The organism is Ruegeria sp. HKCCD6119 (genome assembly GCF_013110585.1).
Lineage (GTDB): Bacteria > Pseudomonadota > Alphaproteobacteria > Rhodobacterales > Rhodobacteraceae > Ruegeria.
In genome coordinates, this window is sequence record NZ_WVQV01000002.1 from 156,265 (window position 1) to 177,940 (window position 21,676).

Below are 21,676 nucleotides of genomic sequence, written 5' to 3' on the forward strand. Positions count from 1 at the left end.
ACACGCCTTGAAAACAGAACTGTCAACACAAAACGGGGCCGCCCGAAGGCGACCCCGTTCTTAAGCTATACGGCTTCCCTATCGGCAGCTTGGCGATATCGCCAAGCGCCTGTCGGGTCGTCAGAATTCGCCGGGGCGAATTCGACGTGCTTACATCATGCCGCCCATACCGCCCATGTCGGGCATGCCGCCGGCAGGTGCCGCGCCTTCCTTGGCCGGCTTGTCGGCAACCATTGCTTCGGTGGTGACCAGCAGGCCAGCAACCGATGCAGCGTCTTCCAGAGCAGTCCGAACCACTTTGGCCGGGTCAATCACACCGAACGAGAACATGTCGCCATATTCTTCGGTCTGCGCGTTGAAGCCGAATGCTGCGTCCGACGATTCGCGGACCTTGCCGGCTACAACCGCGCCGTCGACACCTGCGTTCTCGGCGATCTGACGCAGCGGCGCTTCGATTGCCTTGCGAACGATGTTGATACCTGCGTCCTGATCGGCGTTTGCACCTTTCAGAGCTTCCAGTGCTTTACCGGCCTGGACCAGAGCAACACCACCGCCCACAACAACGCCTTCCTGAACGGCAGCGCGTGTTGCGTTCAGAGCATCGTCCACACGGTCTTTGCGCTCTTTCACTTCGACTTCGGTCATGCCGCCGACGCGGATAACGGCAACGCCGCCTGCCAGTTTGGCAACGCGCTCTTGCAGCTTCTCGCGGTCGTAGTCGCTGGTGGTTTCTTCGATCTGAGTGCGGATCTGAGCAACACGTGCTTCGATCTCGGCTTTCTCGCCAGCACCGTCGACGATGGTGGTTTCGTCTTTGGTGATTTCGATTTTCTTGGCGGTGCCCAGCATGTCCATGGTCACGGACTCGAGCTTCATGCCCAGATCTTCGCTGATAACCTGACCGCCGGTCAGGATTGCGATATCCTGCAACATGGCCTTACGGCGATCGCCGAAGCCAGGTGCTTTGACAGCAGCAATTTTCAGGCCGCCGCGCAGTTTGTTGACAACCAGAGTTGCCAGCGCTTCGCCTTCAACATCCTCGGCAATGATCAGCAGCGGTTTCTGCGACTGGATCACTTGCTCCAGCAGCGGAACCATCGGCTGCAACGAGGACAGTTTCTTTTCGTGCAGCAGGATCATGCAGTCGTCGAGTTCTGCGATCATCTTGTCTGCGTTGGTGACGAAGTAAGGCGACAGGTAGCCACGGTCGAACTGCATACCTTCGACAACGTCGGTCTCGGTTTCCAGACCTTTGTTTTCTTCGACGGTGATAACGCCTTCGTTGCCAACCTTCTGCATCGCGTCTGCGATCTGCTGGCCGATTTCCGCTTCGCCGTTGGCCGAGATTGTGCCAACCTGAGCGACTTCTGCCGAGTCTTTGACTTCGCGCGAAGCAGCTTTAATGCCTTCAACAACCTTGGCAGTTGCCAGGTCGATGCCGCGCTTCAGGTCCATCGGGTTCAGGCCAGCGGCAACCTGCTTCAGGCCTTCTTTTACGATCGCCTGTGCCAGAACGGTTGCGGTGGTGGTGCCGTCGCCGGCTTCGTCATTGGTGCGGCTGGCGACTTCTTTCACCATCTGCGCGCCCATGTTTTCGAACTTGTCTTCCAGTTCGATTTCCTTGGCAACCGAAACACCGTCTTTGGTGATGCGCGGCGCGCCGAAGGATTTGTCCAGAACCACGTTGCGGCCTTTGGGGCCCAGGGTCACTTTAACCGCGTCGGCCAGGATGTTCACACCCTTCAGCATACGGTTGCGGGCATCGGTGTCGAATTTGACGTCCTTTGCAGCCATGTCGTTTCTCCTTGAGAAATTGATTTGAAATGAAGATCAGAGAAAGCGCGCGCTTACTCGATGATCCCCATGATGTCGCTTTCTTTCATCATCAGCAGCTCTTCGCCGTTGACCTGAACCTCGGTGCCCGACCATTTGCCGAACAGGATCTTGTCGCCAGCCTTGACAGCCATTGCGATCAGTTCGCCGCTGTCCTTGCGCGCACCTTCGCCGGTTGCGACGACTTCGCCTTCGCTTGGCTTTTCTTTTGCGCTGTCAGGAATGATCAGGCCACCTGCGGTTTTCTCTTCGCTCTCTACGCGGCGAACCAGCACACGGTCATGAAGCGGTTTCAATGCCATCTTTGTAGCTCCTTGGGCTCAAAGTTTATCTATCCTCCCCCCGCCTTCCGACGAGGCGTTAGCACTCGGGGTGTGTGAGTGATAACGACGCATAGCTAGGGAGTCTAAAAGTCCGAGTCAACAATTTGTGAGAGATTTTTTTGCAACTTGAATCAGTCAGCCTGTTCCCAGCTATAGGCCCAATGCTTCAACCCTTCTGCGCCCTCTGACGTAAGCCCATAGATGCCCTTTTCAACCTTCTCGAACCACCCGTAGTGGTTTTCCCGCATCAGCCGGGTCGCGACCGGGACCGCGACCGATCTGGCGACGTCCGCCCCCTTGGACGGGCCATTCTCGGCCAGATAGGCCGCACATTTCAGCGCATCCTGCCGATACGCCGTCACGATACCATGGCGCGTCGCGCCCCCAGCGTTCGGGTCGCCTTGCAGCCGGTCGAATTCGCGCAGCAACCGTGCGGCCCTGGCTTTGTTCTTTCGGGGCGCGTAGGGGCCGGGATCGCACTGAACCTCGACCGTACCATCAGCCCGCACGGTGATCAGGCCCAGGCCGAGCCTACGACACAGTGCCAGATTATCTTTCAGCGCCCGCCGGGCCGTTCGGCCGGTGGGTTTGCAGACGGCAACATAGACCAGATCGGTGAGTTTCAGCCGGGTGATCGCCTGATGAAACAGGGACAGCGTGAACCGCAGTTTCAGTTCGACGATCACCGGCGCATCCCCATCGCGCACCGCCACGATGTCGGCTGCGCCGACTTCACCCTTGACGGTGTATCCCTGACGCTCCAGCAGCGCCTTGACCGGGGGATAGAGATCCTGCTCGCGGTTCATGTGGCCATGCTACGCAGATTGCCAGGGAATACCAGACGGGCGGCTTGAACATCGGCAGGTGGCGTGGCTAAGTCTGGGTTCAACTTCTTGACACCATTCAGGCTGGCACCATGCGTTTGCTCACGTTTCTTGCGTTCCTTCTGCTTCCGATCTCGGCTCAGGCCGCGTGCGAGGGGGTGGACCTGCGGCCACAACTGCCCGAGGAAACCCGGACAAAATTGCAAAGTGCAGTGGCCCAGATCGCTTATCCCGAAGGCAATCACTGGATTGCACGCAAGGGCGACACGGTTTTGCACATCATCGGCACGTTGCACAGTTACGATCCGCGCATGGAAGACGTGATTGACCGCCTGTCGCCCGAACTCAGCAAAGCGGACGCCTTTTATTTCGAAGTCACTCAGCACGACATGGACGCCTTCGAAAAGACCATGGCCAACGACCTGAGTGCGGTATTGATTACCTCAGGCCCTACGTTGATCGACCTGATGGCGGAAGACGACTGGGATGCGCTGTCCGCAGCCCTGGCCCAGCGCGGCATCCCCGGCTGGATGGCTGCGAAAATGCGTCCGTGGTTCCTGACCATGATGCTGAGCATTCCGCCCTGCATGATCGAAGACCCGAATTCAACTTATGGAATGGACGCCCGCCTGAACGATCTGGCCGTTGAAAAAGGTATCCCGCAGCACTCGCTGGAACGAATCGAAGACCTGATGGCCATGTTCGACAGTTATCCGCTTGAGAAACAGGTCGAGTCGCTTGTGCGCCTGTCCGGGGCGATGCAGGGCAATGCAGACCAGTTGGCCACCATGGCCAACGCGTATCTTGAAGAAAAGCACGCCGAGATCATACAGCTTGCCCGTTTACAAGGGCTGGAGCAGTCGGGCCTGAGCCCCGAAGCTTTCGATGCGGAATGGCGGGATTTCGAGCAGCAATTGCTGGTGCAGCGAAATGCCAACTGGATGGCGCAGATTTTGGACATCAGGGATCAGACAGTTGTGATTGCAGTCGGCGCGGGGCACCTGAGCGATGATTACGGCCTGCTGAATCAGCTGGAAGAAGCCGGATACGTTCTGACACGCGCCGAGTTCTGAACGGGCCCAGCGGTTTTCAGACCAAGCGTCGCAGACAGTGCTCAGCGGCGTGACAACGGCCTTTAGCCGCCCTATAAGGCGCGCAAATTTCCATTCCGCAGGACACTGACATGACGACGCTAGTATTTGGCCACAAATCCCCCGACACAGATTCCACAGGCTCGCCGATCCTGTGGTCGTGGTACCTGAACGAGGTCAAGGGTGAGCAGACCGAACCCGTACTGCTGGGTGAACCCAACACCGAAGCAACATTCATGCTGGAAAACTGGGACCTGCCCAAGCCGCGGATCCTTGAGGACCTGCCCGCGGAAACGCCGGTGGTTATCGTCGACACCAACAACCCCGCCGAACTGCCGGCCAACATCAACGACGCGGACATCCGCGCCATCATCGACCATCACAAGCTGGTCGGTGGCCTGGAAACCAAAGGCCCGATCGACATCACAGTGCGCCCCCTGGCCTGCACCGCCACCATCATGGTTGATCTGATGGGCGAAGATGCGGCCAAGATGCCCGACGCCATCAAGGGCGCCGCGCTTACCTGCATTCTGTCGGATACTCTGGAATTCCGCTCACCCACCACCACGGCGCATGACCGCGAGGTTGCAGAACGTCTGGCGGCCGAGCTCGAGCTGGACATTTCGGCATATGCCGCAGACATGTTCGCGGCGAAATCGGATGTCTCGTCCTTTTCGGACGCCGAGTTGATCCGCATGGACAGTAAAGAATACGAGGTCGACGGCACCAAATTCCGGGTCTCGGTTCTGGAAACCACCGCTCCCGGCGTCGTTCTGGACCGCAAGGCCAGCCTGGCGGACTCGATGGTGGCCGTTGCCAAGGAAGACGGCGTCGAGCAGGTGCTGCTGTTCGTGGTTGATATCCTGAACGAAGAGGCCACGCTGCTGGTCCCCAATGATCTGGTCAAAACCGTGGCCGAGAAAAGCTTTGGCGCAACCGTGGACGGCGACGCCGTAGTTCTGCCCGGTATCATGAGCCGTAAAAAGCAGATCATTCCGAACCTGAAGGTCTGATCCTCAAGCGACCCAAATATGAAGGCGTCCAATTCGGGCGCCTTTTTTCTTTGCTGACAGCCATTTGCGGAGGCGTTGCCGGTTGTTAGTCTGACCGGGGGTCAAAAGCCTATCCCAGGTCAGGTAAATGCAATGGTCGTACGAAAACTGAGCACCACCCGCAGCATCCTTCTTTTTGAAGGTGCCGACAAGGCGGCGTATTGGCGACGTTTTGCAATGTTGCTGACGCTGTCGGTCGTGATTGCCACCATGGGTTTGCTGCGCAACTCAGGCGCTGTCGTGATCGCGGCCATGCTTGTGGCGCCGCTGATGACCCCGATCCTCGGGGTGGCCGCCGCGATGGTCATGGGATGGTTGAAACGCGCGGTGACGCTGGCGCTTACGGTTTGCCTGGCTGCCATTGTCTGCGTGATGATGGCATGGTTTCTGGTCTATGTCGCAGATGTTCCCCGTGGCATTTTGATCCCCGACCAGGTCCTGGCGCGCACCGATCCCGGCACCGAAGACCTGATCGTCGCGCTCGCTGCCGGTGTGGCCGGGGCCTATGTTCAGATCAACAAGTCCGAATTGAGCCTTCTACCCGGCGCGGCCATCGGTGTTTCGCTTGTTCCCCCGCTGTCGGCCTCGGGCATTCTTTTATATTTTGACGAACCCGCCGAGGCCTATGAGGCAGGGCTGCTTTTCGCAACGAACCTTGGCGCGATCATTCTGTCAGCCTGCGCGGTTTATCTTGTCTATGCCGCGCGCTCCGTGGTTTTCAGCAAGGGAAAGCGCAAACTGAACTTTACCGCCAGCGTCTTTGTCGCGATCGCGTTTCTGGTCGTCGTCGTCCTGCAGCTTGGGAAGTCCACCTACAACCGTTATCTGGAAACGCGGACCGAGGCGCAACTGGCCGAGTCCATTCGTGCATGGGCCGATCCGGTTTCCGTGGAAATCATCCGCATCGACGTCAACGCTCAGCGCAAGCGGGCCGAGGTTTGGCTGATCGTCGATCTGCCGGCCGAAGCGCAGTTCAAGGTTTCTTCCATTGCCGGTTTGCTGCCACCCAAGCTGCGTGAGACCCCTCTGGTCGGGGTGTTGGAGGAGGAACTAGGACCCGGATACTTGGCCATTATCCGGTATCAGCCGCGTATCGGGGCCCAGATCATCCTGGGAACGGAAAACGTTCAGCAGGCCCCGGATGTCACGAAAATTACCGAAGACGAGTAGCAGATTCACCCATTCCTTGGCGCAAACGGGAATGCGGGATGGTGTTCGGGCCCAAGCTTTGCCATAGCTGTCGCCAGCGCGATATCAGACCCAGAGGCACCCATGACCCAGATCGTTTCCTCGCTTTCCGAGATCTCGGACCGTTACAAGGCATTGTTCGTCGACCTTTGGGGCTGTGTTCACAACGGCATCACGGCCTACCCCGAGGCGGTCGAAGCGCTGAAGGCCTATCGCGCCAAGGGTGGACTGGTGGTCTTGGTCACGAACTCTCCCAAACCTCGCGCCGGGGTGGCAGAGCAGCTCGTGCAATTCAACGTCCCCGCCGACGCGTATGACACCATCGCCACCAGCGGGGATTCCGCGCGATCTGCGATGTTCCGGGGTGCTGTGGGGCACAAGGTTTACTTCATGGGCGAGTGGCAGCGCGATGCGGGCTTTTTCGAACCGCTGAAACTGTTGGATCACCCCATCCATATCGAGCGTGTGCCGCTGAAGGAAGCCGAGGGTATTGTCTGCTGCGGTCCGTTCGACCCGATGGCCGACCCGGATGTGAACCGGCCGGATTTCCTGTACGCCAAGCAGATGGGGATGAAACTGCTTTGTGCGAACCCTGATATTGTCGTGGACCGCGGCGAGGTGCGCGAATGGTGCGCCGGTGCTTTGGCCAGGCTGTACACCGAAATGGGCGGCGAGAGCCTGTATTTCGGCAAACCGCATCCCCCGATCTATGATCTAGCCCGCCGCAGGTTGCAGGAACTGGGGCACGACATCCCCGACAGCGACATTCTGGTGATCGGCGACGGCCCCCACACGGACATTCTGGGCGGCATGGGAGAGGGCATTGATTCTCTGTTCATCTCGGGCGGATTGGCCGCGGCAGAAACAAAAACGTCGCATCATCCGCACCACGAATCTCTAACCTCCTATATTGAAAGGGAAAAGATCAATCCAACCTACACGATCGGGCGCTTGAGGTAATAAGAAAAGACTTGATTTTCTGCAACTGCGAAGTAATAAAGTTGCCAACCTTGGCCAAATGATGGTTTTTTCTTTCACGGCCGATTTCGAGTGAGGGCAACATGTTGGACAATCTTCCGCGCGGAACGATCTGTATCGAAGACATCGAAATGGGCATGTCCCGCCACCTGCGCAAAGTGGTGACGGATGAAGATATCGAAATGTTCGCGCAGGTCTCGACCGACCGGAATCCGGTGCATCTGGACGACGACTATGCCCGCGATACGATCTTCGAAGGCCGTATTGCCCACGGAATGCTGACGGCGGGTCTGATCTCGGCCGTGATTGGTGAACAACTGCCGGGTCATGGCACCGTTTACATGGGTCAGTCACTGAAGTTCCTGGCACCTGTGCGTCCGGGTGACATGGTCTATGCCGAGGTGAAAGTGATCGACATCGATTTTGCCAAGCGCCGCGTCAAGCTGGACTGCCATTGTTCGGTCGAGGGCAAGAAGGTCCTGATCGGCGAAGCGATGGTGCTTGCCCCGTCGCGCAAGTTCGACTGACTGGCAAACACAGTCTCGCAAAAGGCGCCGGACCGGCGCCTTTTTTGTTTGGGCACTCAAATGCACACAAGGTCGTCAGGAAGAACGGGTTCTTTTTCGCCCTTTCAGCGCACCTGATTCCAGAATGATTTCCGACACCACGTGTTCACGTCTGTAGGCCATCACGTGAACCCCGGAAACACCGGCGATGTCCCGGATCTGCTGGATCAGTTCGATACAGATCTTCTTGCCCTCTTCCGCGGGCTTTTCGGCCTTTTCCATCCGCTCGATGACATGATCCGGGATGTGAATTCCGGGCACATTGCTGCGCATCCAGCGTGCCGCGCGTGCCGAAGCTATTGGGCCGACACCCGCGATGATGAATACTTTTTCGTCCAGACCGGCATCCCGAACCCGGTCCATGAACCTTTCAAAGAGCGGAATGTCGTAGATATAGTTGGTCTGAATAAACTCGGCCCCCGCCTCGACCTTCTTTGCAAGACGTTCCGGGCGCCAGTCATAGGGCGGTATACAGGGGTTTTCCGCTGCACCCAAAAACAGTTGAGGGGGGCGCGTGATCTTGCGGCCGGAAAGAAACTTTCCCTGATCGCGCATCGTTCGGATCGTCCGCAGCAAGGTCAGGGAATCAAAGTCAAACACAGGTTTTGCGCCCGGTTGATCCCCAACCCCGACACCGTCGCCCGTCAGGCACAGCACGTTGCTGACGCCCAGCGCAGCAGCCCCCAGAACATCCCCCTGAATGGCGATCCGGTTCCGGTCTCGGCAGGAAATCTGATAGACCGGAGAATACCCTGCGCGGGTCAACAACGCACAGATCCCTATCGAAGACATGTGGCAGTTGGCACCAGACGCATCGGTTGCATTGATCGCATCCGCCACTTCGCCCAGCGGCTGTGCCGCCTGAAACACATCCTCGGGGTCAGCACTGTCTGGCGGGTTAAGTTCAGCAGTCACCGCAAAGCGACCCGAACGCAGAACTCTTTCCAATCGACTGTGCGAGACATAGCCTTCGGGAACAGGCACATAGCCGATCGGCTCGACCTCGCTGCGATGGGCATCATTCATTTCTTCAGCTCCCGGTTCACCGCGTTGGGGGGTTCTGCAGCCAGAGGTGCCGCAGAGGGTTCGTTTTCACGCGCCTCCGGGAACGCCTGCGCAAGCGTTTCGCGGGCAGCGTCCCGGGCCTCGCGTTCCCGTGCGGCGATCTCGCGGCTGACCCGCAGCCAGGATGATGATCCCTTCAACGTGTGTTCCACGGGCGGAAGAACCTCTTTTATCTTGTTGCCCCCGTGTTGCATGCGGCTGGCGCCGTCCCAGGCCAAAGCCCAGACGCATTTCATATCGGGCTTCACCTCGCAGAACTCACCGGGACGTACACCGCCGCACGGGCCGTTGCGCAGTTGCTTGGGGCAGTTCATCGGGCAAGACATACCCGTCGAAGACAAAACGCATTGTCCGCACATCTTGCAATCAAACAAAAGACTTTTGACGCCTTTTTCGACCAGCGCGATGGGGCGTTCAACGCGGTTGTAGCCGATCTTTGCAAAGACCGGATCCATCGCGACCATGCCCCGTTCGACACATTTGTAAATCCATTCGAACGCACGGGCGTTGCGAATCGCGAACAGTCGCAATCGATACATGGGTCTGCCTCCTGTGCTGGGTTCATTTCAACCTGGCCGGGTCATCGTCCGCCGCCCAGCGTGGTCCGAGGGCCGGAAACCCAGTCTACACCCAGTATTTTTTTTGGATCAAGCAGTTGACCGAATGTTGTACAGCATTCCAGGGATGCCCCGTGTGCAATCATGTCCGGCAAATGGTTTTGGTGTGTTTCGCCAGAACGCGCGCCTTGAACTCAAACTGCCGCTTGAACAAATCGCAACGCAACGCTACGCAATCGCCTATGCACATCATCCGGGATTTCCAGTTTGTCGAGCCAGAAGATCGCGGCGCCAGCGTTGCGATCGGGAATTTTGATGGCGTTCATGTGGGGCACCAGTCGGTGATCGAACTGGCCCGCGACGCGGCCCCGGATGCGCCACTGGGGGTCATGACCTTCGAGCCGCATCCGCGTGAATACTTTGCGCCGGACTCTCCTCCGTTCCGCCTGATGCGCGGCAATGCGCGGGCGCACCGGCTTGAGAAGCTGGGTGTGAAGAAACTGTATGAACTGCCGTTCAACGCGGCGCTGGCCGGGCTTTCCCCCGATGAATTTGCGCGCAACGTGATTTGTGACGGGCTGGGCCTGTCCCATGTCGTGGTCGGGGCCGATTTCTGTTTTGGCAAGGGCCGCAGCGGGACGGCTGACGATCTGGTTCGGTTCGGGCAAGAGATGGGATTTGGCGTGACGATCGCCCCTTTGATGCAGCGGTCGGAAAACGTGGTCTCGTCAACCGCCATCCGAACCGCGTTGAGCGAGGGTCGCCCAAAGGATGCCGCCGCGATGCTGGGCCATTGGCACAGGATCGAAGGCGAGGTGATCGGGGGCGAGCAGCGCGGGAGGGAGCTGGGTTTCCCAACCGCGAACATGTCCATCGAAGGGCTCCACCCGCCCAAGTTCGGTGTCTACGCCGTATTGGTCGACGTGCTGGATGGCCCGCATCGGGGCAGTTATAACGGCGCGGCCTCGGTTGGGGTCCGCCCGATGTTCCATGGCGAAGTGCCAAATATCGAAACCTTCCTGTTCGACTTTTCCGGCGACCTGTACGGGGCGACCTTGTCGGTGGGGCTGATCGAATTCCTGCGCCCTGAAATGACATTTGACGGGCTGGATGGTCTGATCGCGCAGATGAATGCCGATTGTGAACAGGCCCGGGGCATTCTGGCCGCCCTATGAGCGCCGATCCGATTGAACGCACCGGCCTGCCCGCCCGGTTCTGGGAACGCAAACCCCTGCGCAAGATGAACCAGCGCGAGTGGGAGGCCCTGTGTGACGGCTGCGGCAAGTGCTGCCTCAACAAGCTGGAAGATGAAGACTCGGGCGAAGTTGCCCTGACCTGCGTCGCCTGCCGCCTGCTGGACGATGAAAGCTGCCGCTGCACGCAATACGACATCCGGCATCAATTCGTCCCTGAATGCATCGTCATGACGCCCGACAATATCGACGAACACGCCTATTGGTTGCCGCAAACCTGCGCCTATCGGCTGCTGTGGGAGGGCAAACCGCTTTACGACTGGCACCCATTGTTGTCTGGTACGCCGGAAACCGTGCACGCCGCAGGCGTGTCGGTCCGAGGGCGCACGGTGTCCGAGTTCGAAACCCCCATGGAAGAGTGGGAAGACTACATTATCGAGGAGCCTAGCTGATGTATTTCGCATCTGACAATTCCGGGCCGGTTCACCCGCAGGTCATGGCCAAACTGGCCGAGGCCAATCAGGGCTATCAGATGGCCTATGGCGCCGACACGATGATGAACGAGGTGCGTGACCGCATTCGCAGCATCTTTGAAGCTCCGGGGGCGGCCGTCTATCTGGTGGCGACGGGGACAGCGGCAAATTCTCTGGCTCTTGCCACATTGTCCAACCCTTGGGAAACGATCTTCTGCTCTCCGGTTGCCCATATTCACGAAGACGAGTGCAACGCGCCCGAGTTTTACACCGGGGCCAAGCTGACCCTTGTTCCCGGCGGTGACAAGATGGCGCCGGACGCGCTGCGCGGGTCCATCTTGGGCGAAGAAACCCGTGGTGTTCACGGGCCGCAGCGCGGGCCGGTGTCGATCACCCAGGTCACCGAGCGCGGATCGGTCTATTCGCTGGAGGAGTTGCAGGCGCTGTGCGGGGTCGCAAAGGAATATGGCTTGCCCGTCCATCTGGATGGGGCCCGGTTCAGCAATGCCCTGGTGGCCCTGAATTGCTCTCCGGCTGACATGACATGGAAAGCCGGGGTGGATGCAGTCAGCTTCGGTGGTACCAAAAACGGCCTGATGGGCGTCGAGGCCGTGGTGTTCTTTGACGAGAGCAAGGCCTGGGAATTCGAGCTGCGGCGCAAACGCGGGGCGCATCTGTTTTCCAAGCATCGCTACCTGTCCGCTCAGATGGCGGCCTATCTTAATGATGATCTGTGGCTGAAGCTGGCGCGTCAGGCCAATGCAAACTGTGCCCGGCTGGCCGATGGCTTGCGTGCAAAAGGGGCCGAGTTCCTGCACGAACCGCAGGCCAATATGATCTTTGCCGCCTTTTCACGCGCAAAGCACAAACAGCTGCATGAGGCCGGGGCAATCTACCACCTTTGGGGGGCCGAGCTTGAAGGTGACGATGACGATGAAAGCCTTGCGTGCAGACTGGTCTGCGACTGGTCGATCGGAACAGCCGAGATCGATCAGTTTCTCAACCTGTTGTAACACCCGTCCCGTGGCCAGCTTTCCAGAGCGCCTGAAGCAGCGCGCTGGTTTCACGAGGGTGCGAAATGGGCAGCATGTGCCCCGCACCTTGAACGACCTCATGGCGTGCGTTCGGCAGACGGCGCTGCAATCCTTTACAGATTGCGGGGATCGTCGGGTGGGTCTTTGATCCGCTCAGCAACAGGGTTGGCATCGATACGCGCTTACATCTGTCGGGGTCAAGCAACCCTTCCCGGTCATCGTACAGAACGGGATAAGACGCGGGAACAACATGAATCCCACGTACCATGCTGGCGCGCGTCCGCTCTGGCAGGTCAGGCCATTTGGGGCTGATGCCAGAGCTCCACATCCGGTTGAACAACCGCGCGGCCAGCGCTTCGTCGCCTGCTTGGAACGCTGCTTCAATCGGCTGGGACTCTCGCAGGTGCTGATCGTAGAAACCGGGCGCGTCCTGTTTTGCCACCGCAAAGAACACAGGCTCAATCAGGGTCAAACTTCGAATACGGTCCGGGTGCTCGATGGCCAGTCTGAGCGCAACGATCGCCCCAAAGGAATGGCCGACCAGATCCGTGGGCTCGGTCAATTCGACCGCCGCCAGCCCTGTCACAGCGTCAAAGAAATCGCTTTGACCGTCCCAATCCGGACTGCGCCCATGAGACAGCATGTCCGGTGCAACAAGACACACGCTGCCATCCAATGCCTTGGCCAGGCCGGACCACGCGCCGGAATGTGCAATGGTGCAATGAAGGGCAAGCAAATTGCGCCCTCCGTCACCCAATCGTCTCACGAAACCGGATTGCATCGCCGTCGGGGCTGTCATCCATCGATCTCGGACAGATGCCGATCCAGATCATCCAGGCGATCCTGCCCCCAGAAGCGTTGACCATCCGGCGTGATGTAGAACGGCGCGCCGAACACGCCGCGATCCACGGCTTCTTCCAGATTGGCGGCATAGGTTTCGGCCCCGACCAGCAGACCGCTGTTGGCCAGTTCCGGGTCAAACCCGGCATTTGCCAGGCAGTCCCGGATCACATCATCCTGAGCGACGTCCTTTTCTTCGGCCCAGCAGGCGCGCAGTATCAACTGGCACAACTTGCCCACGTCGCCCGAACCATCCTTGATCGCGGCGATGATCGCATAGGAAGACGGCGCCATGTTGGTCGGCCAGTGCGCCGGTTGCAGGTTGAACTCCATCCCCAGATTCTTCGATTGGCGCAGCAACTCTTGAGCGCGGTATTCGATGCGCGATACATGACGGTCTTTCGGCGGCGTGCCCCCGGTACGTGCGAACAGGGCCATGATGTCCAGCGGCTTGTAGTTAATCGTTGCGTCGTGTTTCGCCGCAATCTCTTCCAGCCGGTTCCCCGCAAGATAGCTGTAGGGCGAAATTGTCGCAAAAAAGTAGTCAATCCGGGACATGTTCACTTTCTCCGCTGCGTTACCTTTGCGGGACGGTAAGGCCATGCTAAGCGGTGTCAACATCACGAATCTGTCACATTGCCATTGCTGCCCGGGGACCTCAGCCGATGCCGACACTTCACGAACCCAAGCTTATCGCTGGGAACGCCAACCTTCCACTTGCCAAAACCATCGCCCGTCGCATGAGCCTGTATCGCGGTGTCGACCAGGGATTGGTCGATGCACGCGTCGAACGGTTCAACGATGGCGAGATCTTCGTCGAAGTGTTCGAGAACGTACGCGGCGAGGATATGTTCATTATCCAGCCGACCTCGAACCCGGCCAACGACAACCTGATGGAGCTGCTGATCATCGCCGACGCACTGCGCCGCTCGTCGGCGCAACGGATCACGGCCGTGATCCCCTATTTCGGCTATGCCCGCCAGGATCGCCGCACCAAGGCCCGCACGCCCATCAGCGCCAAGCTGGTGGCCAATATGCTGACCGGCGCAGGGATCGAGCGGATTCTGACGATGGATCTTCATGCCGCGCAGATTCAGGGGTTTTTCGATATGCCCGTCGACAATCTGTACGCCTCGCCGATCTTTGCGCTGGATGTCAAAAACCAGTTCAAGGACAATCTGGATGAGATCATGGTGGTTTCACCCGACGTGGGCGGCGTGGCGCGCGCGCGTGAACTGGCCAAGCGCATCAACGCCCCCTTGTCGATCGTTGACAAGCGGCGTGAGAAAGCAGGCGAAGTCGCTGAAATGACCGTTATCGGAGATGTGAAGGACAAGATCTGCCTGATCGTCGACGATATGTGTGACACCGCCGGAACACTTTGCAAGGCCGCGCAGGTCCTGTTGGACAATGGCGCCAAGGAAGTTCATTCGTACATCACGCATGGTGTCATGAGCGGCCCCGCGGTCGAGCGGGTGACGAACTCGGTTATGAAGTCGCTGGTGTTGACCGACACGATCCAGCCGACCAAAGAGATTTTGAAGGCAAAGAACATCCGCATCGTTCCGACTGCGCCGATCTTCACCCAGGCGATCCTGAACATCTGGAACGGAACCAGTGTGTCTTCGCTGTTCGAAGACAAGACGCTGACCCCAATCTACGAATCCATGTATCAGATGGATTGAGCAACAGGGGCGGCCAAACATGTCGCCCCCTGATATCTGAAATACCGATTGCGCGGATATCTGACCATGGGGCGCGATCGGCGACACAAGTGGAATCACCTCCATGACTGCCAACAAACGTATTGTTCTTTCCAGCGATCACGCGGCGATCGAGCTGCGCCAGTCCGTGGCCAACCACATCGCACAGCAAGGTTGGGACGTGGTTGATATCGGCCCGACAACCCCGGAAAGCACCCATTACCCCAAGCACGGCAAGGCCGCAGCGCAGGCCGTTGCCTCGGGCGATTGCAGCTTGGGTATCGTCCTCTGCGGCACTGGGCAGGGTATCATGATGGCTGCGAACAAAGTGCCCGGCATTCGCTGTGGCGTTTGTTCCGACGCATTCTCGGCCCGCATGATCCGCCAGCACAACAACGCCAACATGCTGTCGATTGGCGCGCGGGTTGTCGGTGAGGGTCTGGCGCTGGACATCGTTGACGCGTTTCTGAATGCCGAATTCGAAGGCGGCCGCCACGCCACACGCGTGGACATGATCGAAGCGCAGGACGACTGAACCCAATCAGTCGTTCAAACGCCTGAAAACATGGCGAACCCGGATCAGGAAATATTCCAGTCGTCCGGGTGTGCCACCTCTCCTATCGCGGTCCAGCTTGCCCGGATGCGGGCAATCCGAGTGTCGGACCAGGTCCGGAATACTGCGTCAAAACCCTCGGCAGTGATATGTTCGGCCTGAACCTCTGCGCGCAGCGCCGAGGACGTGTCGACATCCCACAGCGAGATCCCGATCTGCACCATAGGCGGGGTCCGAAATGCTTCTTTGAACCGAATGTTTGCGCGGCGTTCACGCGGCCCCTGCCCGGTCCACATATCGCCGCCTTCGGCAAACTCCGAGAACAGGACATTTTCACCCTGCTCAATTCCAATGGGATGGGTTAGAAACTTTTTCATCTTATCATCATTATTCTTGAATTCCCGCAACTTACCCCGGCATTTCGGCAAAAGCACGACAAAAAAACGGCCCCGCAATTGCGAGGCCGCTCAAATTTTTCACTAGTGGGCCCGTTACAGGCTCATATGCGTTCCAAGCGCTTCCATGTCGGCCAGCAGCTTGGCTGCATCGTCGACAATGGTCTGTTCGCCGTTTTCCTTCGCCACTTCGTGCGAGGCGCGTGCCTCGGCGATCAGCTCGTCCAGATGCGCGCGGGTTACTTCCGCCACCGGGATGGCCTTTTCGGCCAGAACCGACAGGCTGTCGCCGTTTATCTGGGCAAACCCGCCGGTGACCAGGTATTCGCTGGACCCTTCGGGTGCCTCGACCTTGAGCAGACCGGGGCGCAGCGTGGTGATGGTGGGGGCATGATCGGGCATCGCCGTCATGTCCCCGTCCGCGCCGGGAATCTGGACCGCGCTCGCCTGAAGCGAAGCAAGGCTCCGCTCGGGGCTGACGAGGTCGAATTGCATCGTGTTTGCCATCAGGGATACTCCTTAGGCGGCTTCTGCGGCCATCTTCTCCGCTTTGGCGATCACTTCGTCGATGCCACCAACCATCAGGAAGGCCGCTTCGGGCAGGTGATCGTATTCGCCGGCCACAACGGCCTTGAACGACGCGATGGTCACATCCAGAGGAACCTGAACGCCGGGCGAACCGGTGAAGACTTCGGCCACGTCGAACGGCTGCGACAGGAAGCGTTCGATCTTACGGGCACGGGCCACGGTCAGTTTGTCCTCTTCCGACAGTTCGTCCATGCCGAGGATGGCGATGATGTCCTGTAGCGACTTGTAGCGCTGGAGGATCTGCTGAACGTCCGTCGCAACCTTGTAGTGCTCTTCACCAACGATGGCCGGGTCAAGCAGACGCGAGGTCGAGTCGAGCGGGTCAACCGCCGGGTAGATACCCTTTTCCGAGATCGCACGGTTCAGAACGGTGGTCGCGTCGAGGTGCGCAAACGAGGTTGCCGGCGCAGGGTCGGTAAGGTCGTCCGCAGGCACGTAGATCGCCTGAACAGACGTGATCGAGCCCGACTTGGTCGAGGTGATGCGTTCCTGCAAGGCGCCCATGTCGGTGGCCAGTGTCGGTTGGTAGCCCACCGCCGAAGGAATACGACCCAGCAGAGCCGACACCTCGGAACCCGCCTGCGTAAAGCGGAAGATGTTGTCGACGAAGAACAGAACGTCGGTACCGGACTGGTCACGGAACTGTTCCGCCAGGGTCAGACCGGTCAGAGCAACACGCGCACGCGCACCCGGAGGTTCGTTCATCTGACCGTACACCAGGGCCACTTGGCTTTCCGACAGGTTGTCGGGCTTGATCACGTTCGATTCGATCATCTCGTGGTACAGGTCGTTCCCTTCACGGGTCCGTTCACCAACACCCGCGAACACCGAGAAGCCCGAGTGCACTTTTGCGATGTTGTTGATCAGTTCCATGATCAGAACGGTTTTACCAACGCCGGCACCGCCGAACAGGCCGATCTTACCGCCTTTGGCGTAGGGGGCCAGCAGGTCAACAACCTTGATGCCGGTCACCAGAATTTCCGACTCGGTCGACTGTTCGTCGAACTCGGGCGCGGGCTGGTGAATGGCGCGGGTTTCGGTGGCTTCGACCGGGCCCTTTTCGTCGATCGGTTCGCCGACCACGTTCAGGATGCGGCCCAGGGTGGCGTTGCCGACCGGAACCGAGATCGGTGCGCCGGTGTCGGTCACGGCCTCGCCGCGGACCAGACCTTCGGTCGCGTCCATCGCGATGGTGCGGACAGTGTTTTCACCCAGGTGCTGAGCAACTTCCAACACCAGGCGCTTGCCGTTGTTGGTGGTTTCCAGCGCGTTCAGAATTTCAGGCAGCTGATCTTCGAAGTGCACGTCGACGACGGCCCCGATGATCTGTGTGACTTTGCCTTTTGCATTCGCCATGTTTCGTCTCCGGTTTTCTTACAGCGCTTCGGCGCCGGAAATAATTTCAATCAGCTCGTTGGTGATCACGGCCTGACGCGAGCGGTTGAACTGGATCGTCAGCTTGTCGATCATCTCACCCGCGTTGCGTGTCGCGTTGTCCATCGCGGACATCCGTGCACCCTGTTCAGACGCTCCGTTTTCGAGCAGAGCCGAGAAGATCGCAGTCGCAACCCCCTTGGGCAGCAGGTCGGCCAGAATGGCTTCTTCGCTGGGCTCGTAATCGAAGATGGCACCGCTGTCGTCACCCGCCGCTTCGCCCTCGAACGAGGCGGGGATGACCTGCTGCGCCGTCGGGATCTGGGTCACGACGTTGACGAACTTCGAGTAGAAGATCGTGGCAACGTCGAACTCACCCGCGTCAAAGCGAGACAGGACGTCCTTGGCGATGTCTTGCGCGTTGTTGTACCCAATGCGCTTGACCTCGCTCAGGTCGATATGTCCAACGAACAGATCGCCAAAATCACGCTTGAGCGCGTCGCGGCCCTTCTTGCCGACAGTCAGAACCTTGACCGTCTTGCCTTTCAGGCGCAGCTCTTCCGCCTTTTGGCGGGCCAGCTTGGCGATGTTCGAGTTGAAGCCGCCGCAGAGGCCGCGTTCAGCTGTCATGACAACCAGCAGATGGACATCGTCACTGCCCGTACCACGGAGCAGCTTGGGGGCGCTGTCGCTGCCCCCGACCGAAGCCGCCAGCCCTGCCATCACGGCATTGAACCGCTCGGCATAGGGGCGCGACGCTTCGGCAGATTCCTGGGCGCGGCGCAGTTTTGCAGCCGCGACCATCTGCATGGCCTTGGTGATCTTGCGGGTCGATTTGACCGACTCGATCCTGTTTTTAAGGTCCTTAAGATTTGGCATATGCCCGCCTCTCCCTTAAGCGAAGGTTGCGGCGTATTCGTCCAGCGCAGCCTTGATCTTGTCGGAAGCGTCACCCTTGATCTTGGGGTCTTCGTCCGTGATCCACTGAAGCAGATCCGCGTGCTTGCCACGCAGGTGCGCCAGCAGGCCAGCTTCGTAACGGCCAACGTCGGACACATCGATCTTGTCGAGGTAACCATTGGTACCTGCGAAGATGACGCAGACGATTTCAGCGTTGGTCAGCGGCGAGTACTGCGGTTGTTTCATCAGCTCGGTCAGACGCGCACCACGGTTCAGCAGCTGCTGGGTTGCGGCGTCGAGGTCTGAACCGAACTGCGCAAAGGCCGCCATTTCGCGGTACTGAGCCAGTTCCAGTTTAACCGGACCCGCAACCGACTTCATCGAGTTGGTCTGGGCCGAAGAGCCCACACGCGAAACCGACAGACCGGTGTTCACGGCAGGACGGATGCCCTGATAGAACAGTTCGGTTTCCAGGAAGATCTGGCCGTCGGTGATCGAGATCACGTTGGTTGGAATAAACGCCGAAACGTCACCACCCTGAGTTTCGATAACCGGCAGAGCGGTCAGCGAACCCGCGCCGAAGTCTTCGTTCAGCTTCGCCGAACGTTCCAGCAGACGGGAGTGGAGGTAGAAAACGTCGCCAGGATAGGCTTCACGTCCGGGCGGACGACGCAGCAGCAGCGACATCTGACGATAAGACACAGCCTGTTTCGACAGGTCATCATAGATGATCAGCGCGTGGCGGCCGTTGTCGCGGAAGTATTCAGCCATCGCAGTTGCGGCGTAGGGTGCCAGGAACTGCATCGGTGCCGGGTCCGAAGCGGTTGCGGCCACAACGATCGAGTATTCAATCGCACCGGACTCTTCCAGTTTCTTCACCAGCTGCGCAACGGTCGAACGCTTTTGACCGATCGCTACGTAAACGCAGTACAGTTTCTTCGACTCGTCGTCGCCTGCTGCGTCGTTGTAGGTTTTCTGGTTTAGGATGGCGTCCAGAGCAACGGCGGTTTTGCCGGTCTGACGGTCACCAATGATCAGCTCACGCTGGCCACGGCCGATCGGGATCATCGCGTCAACCGATTTCAGGCCGGTTGCCATCGGCTCGTGAACCGATTTACGCGGGATGATGCCGGGCGCTTTTACGTCTGCAACGCCACGCTTGGTTGCGTTGATCGGGCCTTTGCCGTCCAGCGGGTTGCCCAGACCGTCCACAACGCGGCCCAGCAGCTCGTCACCGATCGGAACGTCCACGATCGAGTTGGTACGCTTGACGGTGTCACCTTCTTTGATGTCACGGTCGGAACCGAAGATAACGACACCGACATTGTCGCTTTCCAGGTTCAGCGCCATGCCCATGATGCCGCCGGGGAATTCGACCATCTCACCGGCTTGCACATTGTCCAGACCGTATACACGGGCAATCCCGTCACCGACGCTCAGCACGCGACCGATCTCGGCCACTTCGGCTTCCTGACCAAAATTCTTGATCTGGTCCTTCAGGATTGCAGAAATCTCTGCAGCTTGGATTCCCATTTATCCGACCTCTTTCATTGCATTCTGTAGGGAGTTCAGCTTCGAACGGATCGAACTGTCGATCATTTTCGAGCCCACTTTAACGACAAGACCGCCGATGAGGCTTTCATCCACGGTCGCATTGATAGTTACGGTCTTGCCCACACGCTCGGACAGCGTCTTGGACAGTTTTTCCATTTGCGTCTTGGTCAGCGCCTTGGCCGAGGCGACATCCGCGGTCACTTCGCCACGCTCTTCGGCCAGCATGTCGCGCAGAACCTTCAGCAGTTGCGGCACGACGAACAGGCGACGCTTCTGCGCCATCAGACCCAGCGTGTTGCGCAGGATGGCGTTCAGACCCATCTTGTCTGCGATCGCAGTGATCGCGCCTTCCTGTTCAGCGCGGGAAACCAGCGGCGAAGCGATCAGGTCGCGCAGCTCTGCACTGTCGTCCAGCGCGGCTGCCAGATCATTGATGCCGGATTCCAGACCTGCAAGGTCGTTGTTCTCTTTTGCGATCTCGAAGACCGCGGTGGCATAGCGCTCGGCGATGCCAGTGGAAATCGAAGCTGGTTCGGACACGTCCACCCTTCCGATATTTTGGGCCCCGAATTCGCGTGCGGCAGCTACCCCGGGGGCGTGAAGAAACCCCGGCCAGACGGTCGGGGATCAAAATCACCGGGGATGTAGCAGAGCCGAACCAACCAAGCAATACGCTATAGCGGTAACGGATTTATCCACAAATTGTTATTTTTCATTAACTTACGGCAAGTGCGACGGTTTGAACACATTGGCCCAGTTGAAAAATGTTACGAATATGCAGGTTTTTGCGATTCCTGTGACTTTTTTTCCTCAATTTTTCGCATGGAATTGCCCGGGGTCTCAGGCGGGCTTCAGCAAGCCGTCCAGCGCTTTGATCGGTCTTTTGACCGCGTCTTTGGTCACGCTGCCGCTTGGCGGGCGGATATGTTTGCTGACTTCCACCATCAGCACCCCACCCGCCATCACCGTCGGAATCCGCTGGCCGGTCTTTTCGATCAGGTTGCCGGATTTCAACCAGAATCGCCGGAACGACGGAGGCATATACAAGGCCGAGCAATGCACCTCGGGCAGGAAGTGATGCGCCTTAAGCTGGTTTTCCAGCTGAGTTGCAGAGTACGGGCGCCCGAACCCGAACGGGGTCTTGTCCGACCGTGACCACAGACCCGCCCGGTTTGGAACGATGAAGACGGCCCGGCCACCGGGGCCCAGCACGCGCCAACATTCGTCAAGCAACTGGTTTGGCCGTTCCGACGTTTCCAGCCCATGCATCACCACAAGCTTGTCCACGTGGCCGGTCTCGATCGGCCAGAGGGTTTCTTCGGTCAGGACCGAAACGTTGGGCATGCCTGCCGGCCATGGCATCACGCCCTGTGGTCCCGGCATCAACCCGATGACCCGGCGCGCATCCGACAGGTAAGGGCGCAGCAAAGGCACCGCGAAACCGAATCCCGCCACTGTCTGGCCTTTTGCTTCGGGCCAAAGCTCGATCAGACGCCCGCGAATAGCCGCCTGCGCCGCACGCCCCAACGTGCTGCGGTAATAGAAGTTCCTCAGATCCTGTACATCAAGATGCATTGCGGACATCCGGTCAA

The 21,676-nt window shown here is 58.9% G+C and carries 24 protein-coding genes; 10 read left to right on the forward strand and 14 right to left on the reverse strand.

The features are described from left to right. Positions 1-150: 150 nt before the first annotated feature. The 3 genes from groL to GS611_RS08025 all read right to left on the reverse strand — a co-directional run bounded on the left by groL (position 151) and on the right by GS611_RS08025 (position 2,962). Complete coding sequence (groL, locus tag GS611_RS08015) at positions 151-1,794, reverse strand: chaperonin GroEL (protein ID WP_171634470.1); 1,644 nt, start codon at positions 1,792-1,794, stop codon at positions 151-153. A 53-nt stretch (positions 1,795-1,847) separates the two neighbouring features. After that, complete coding sequence (groES, locus tag GS611_RS08020; RefSeq protein WP_010441779.1) at positions 1,848-2,135, reverse strand: co-chaperone GroES; 288 nt, start codon at positions 2,133-2,135, stop codon at positions 1,848-1,850. Positions 2,136-2,287: 152 nt separating this feature from the next. Beyond that, positions 2,288-2,962 (reverse strand): DUF2161 domain-containing phosphodiesterase, encoded by a 675-nt coding sequence (locus tag GS611_RS08025; RefSeq protein ID WP_171118784.1) that lies wholly within the window; start codon positions 2,960-2,962, stop codon positions 2,288-2,290. 110 nt (positions 2,963-3,072) lie between these two features. Here GS611_RS08025 and GS611_RS08030 point away from each other — a divergent pair, with 110 nt between their 5' ends. The 5 genes from GS611_RS08030 (at position 3,073) to GS611_RS08050 (ending at position 7,816) form a co-directional block, all read left to right on the forward strand. After that, on the forward strand, positions 3,073-4,053 hold the full coding sequence (locus GS611_RS08030) for a TraB/GumN family protein (protein ID WP_171634473.1): 981 nt from the start codon (positions 3,073-3,075) through the stop codon (positions 4,051-4,053). Positions 4,054-4,163: 110 nt separating this feature from the next. Then, positions 4,164-5,084, forward strand: coding sequence for a manganese-dependent inorganic pyrophosphatase (locus GS611_RS08035; RefSeq protein WP_171634476.1), 921 nt, complete (start codon positions 4,164-4,166; stop codon positions 5,082-5,084). Positions 5,085-5,216: 132 nt separating this feature from the next. Beyond that, positions 5,217-6,293, forward strand: coding sequence for a DUF389 domain-containing protein (locus tag GS611_RS08040; protein WP_171634479.1), 1,077 nt, complete (start codon positions 5,217-5,219; stop codon positions 6,291-6,293). Positions 6,294-6,395: 102 nt separating this feature from the next. Next, positions 6,396-7,271 (forward strand): TIGR01459 family HAD-type hydrolase, encoded by an 876-nt coding sequence (locus GS611_RS08045; protein WP_171634481.1) that lies wholly within the window; start codon positions 6,396-6,398, stop codon positions 7,269-7,271. Between the two features lie 101 nt (positions 7,272-7,372). Then, complete coding sequence (locus tag GS611_RS08050) at positions 7,373-7,816, forward strand: MaoC family dehydratase (protein ID WP_117872517.1); 444 nt, start codon at positions 7,373-7,375, stop codon at positions 7,814-7,816. Positions 7,817-7,891: 75 nt separating this feature from the next. Here the strand turns inward: GS611_RS08050 and GS611_RS08055 are convergent, their stop codons facing one another. Together GS611_RS08055 and GS611_RS08060 are read right to left on the reverse strand one after the other, a co-directional pair. Beyond that, positions 7,892-8,881: a methylenetetrahydrofolate reductase gene (locus tag GS611_RS08055; protein WP_152459000.1), complete on the reverse strand. Its 990-nt coding sequence runs from the start codon at positions 8,879-8,881 to the stop codon at positions 7,892-7,894. Further along, complete coding sequence (locus tag GS611_RS08060) at positions 8,878-9,459, reverse strand: methylenetetrahydrofolate reductase C-terminal domain-containing protein (RefSeq protein ID WP_171634484.1); 582 nt, start codon at positions 9,457-9,459, stop codon at positions 8,878-8,880. Before GS611_RS08060 ends, GS611_RS08055 begins: the two co-directional genes overlap by 4 nt. 260 nt (positions 9,460-9,719) lie before the next feature. On the opposite strand from GS611_RS08060, the gene GS611_RS08065 reads away from it, so the two are divergent. The 3 genes from GS611_RS08065 to GS611_RS08075 are packed head-to-tail and all read left to right on the forward strand — an operon-like array spanning position 9,720 to position 12,156. Next, positions 9,720-10,652: a bifunctional riboflavin kinase/FAD synthetase gene (locus GS611_RS08065; RefSeq protein ID WP_171634487.1), complete on the forward strand. Its 933-nt coding sequence runs from the start codon at positions 9,720-9,722 to the stop codon at positions 10,650-10,652. Beyond that, the gene (locus tag GS611_RS08070; protein ID WP_171206268.1) at positions 10,649-11,122 is read left to right on the forward strand and encodes a YcgN family cysteine cluster protein; all 474 of its coding nucleotides are present in this window, start codon (positions 10,649-10,651) and stop codon (positions 11,120-11,122) included. The genes GS611_RS08065 and GS611_RS08070 overlap by 4 nt, the downstream gene beginning before the upstream one ends. After that, positions 11,122-12,156, forward strand: coding sequence for a low specificity L-threonine aldolase (locus GS611_RS08075; RefSeq protein ID WP_171634490.1), 1,035 nt, complete (start codon positions 11,122-11,124; stop codon positions 12,154-12,156). The genes GS611_RS08070 and GS611_RS08075 overlap by 1 nt, the downstream gene beginning before the upstream one ends. On the opposite strand, the gene GS611_RS08080 is transcribed toward GS611_RS08075, so the two are convergent. Further along, a complete protein-coding gene (locus GS611_RS08080) occupies positions 12,143-12,976 on the reverse strand; it encodes an alpha/beta fold hydrolase (RefSeq protein ID WP_171634492.1) in 834 nt (277 codons plus the stop codon). The genes GS611_RS08075 and GS611_RS08080 overlap by 14 nt on opposite strands. Then, positions 12,973-13,575 (reverse strand): 2-hydroxychromene-2-carboxylate isomerase, encoded by a 603-nt coding sequence (locus GS611_RS08085; protein ID WP_171634494.1) that lies wholly within the window; start codon positions 13,573-13,575, stop codon positions 12,973-12,975. The genes GS611_RS08080 and GS611_RS08085 overlap by 4 nt, the downstream gene beginning before the upstream one ends. Positions 13,576-13,682: 107 nt before the next feature. On the opposite strand from GS611_RS08085, the gene GS611_RS08090 reads away from it, so the two are divergent. Together GS611_RS08090 and rpiB are read left to right on the forward strand one after the other, a co-directional pair. Then, the gene (locus tag GS611_RS08090) at positions 13,683-14,702 is read left to right on the forward strand and encodes a ribose-phosphate pyrophosphokinase (protein WP_117872500.1); all 1,020 of its coding nucleotides are present in this window, start codon (positions 13,683-13,685) and stop codon (positions 14,700-14,702) included. Between the two features lie 103 nt (positions 14,703-14,805). After that, the gene (gene rpiB / locus GS611_RS08095; RefSeq protein ID WP_171634498.1) at positions 14,806-15,255 is read left to right on the forward strand and encodes a ribose 5-phosphate isomerase B; all 450 of its coding nucleotides are present in this window, start codon (positions 14,806-14,808) and stop codon (positions 15,253-15,255) included. Between the two features lie 44 nt (positions 15,256-15,299). Here the strand turns inward: rpiB and GS611_RS08100 are convergent, their stop codons facing one another. The 7 genes from GS611_RS08100 to GS611_RS08130 form a co-directional block, all read right to left on the reverse strand. Beyond that, positions 15,300-15,650 (reverse strand): H-type lectin domain-containing protein, encoded by a 351-nt coding sequence (locus GS611_RS08100; protein ID WP_171634501.1) that lies wholly within the window; start codon positions 15,648-15,650, stop codon positions 15,300-15,302. 114 nt (positions 15,651-15,764) lie between these two features. Continuing rightward, positions 15,765-16,175: a F0F1 ATP synthase subunit epsilon gene (locus tag GS611_RS08105; RefSeq protein ID WP_171168948.1), complete on the reverse strand. Its 411-nt coding sequence runs from the start codon at positions 16,173-16,175 to the stop codon at positions 15,765-15,767. Between the two features lie 12 nt (positions 16,176-16,187). Beyond that, positions 16,188-17,612, reverse strand: coding sequence for a F0F1 ATP synthase subunit beta (gene atpD / locus GS611_RS08110; RefSeq protein WP_152459011.1), 1,425 nt, complete (start codon positions 17,610-17,612; stop codon positions 16,188-16,190). Positions 17,613-17,630: 18 nt separating this feature from the next. Beyond that, a complete protein-coding gene (locus tag GS611_RS08115; protein ID WP_171634503.1) occupies positions 17,631-18,509 on the reverse strand; it encodes a F0F1 ATP synthase subunit gamma in 879 nt (292 codons plus the stop codon). Positions 18,510-18,524: 15 nt separating this feature from the next. Next, positions 18,525-20,063, reverse strand: coding sequence for a F0F1 ATP synthase subunit alpha (gene atpA / locus GS611_RS08120; protein ID WP_152459013.1), 1,539 nt, complete (start codon positions 20,061-20,063; stop codon positions 18,525-18,527). Next, positions 20,064-20,624 (reverse strand): F0F1 ATP synthase subunit delta, encoded by a 561-nt coding sequence (locus GS611_RS08125; protein WP_171634507.1) that lies wholly within the window; start codon positions 20,622-20,624, stop codon positions 20,064-20,066. 300 nt (positions 20,625-20,924) lie between these two features. Then, positions 20,925-21,659: a class I SAM-dependent methyltransferase gene (locus GS611_RS08130; protein WP_171634510.1), complete on the reverse strand. Its 735-nt coding sequence runs from the start codon at positions 21,657-21,659 to the stop codon at positions 20,925-20,927. Between the last annotated feature and the right edge of the window lie 17 nt (positions 21,660-21,676).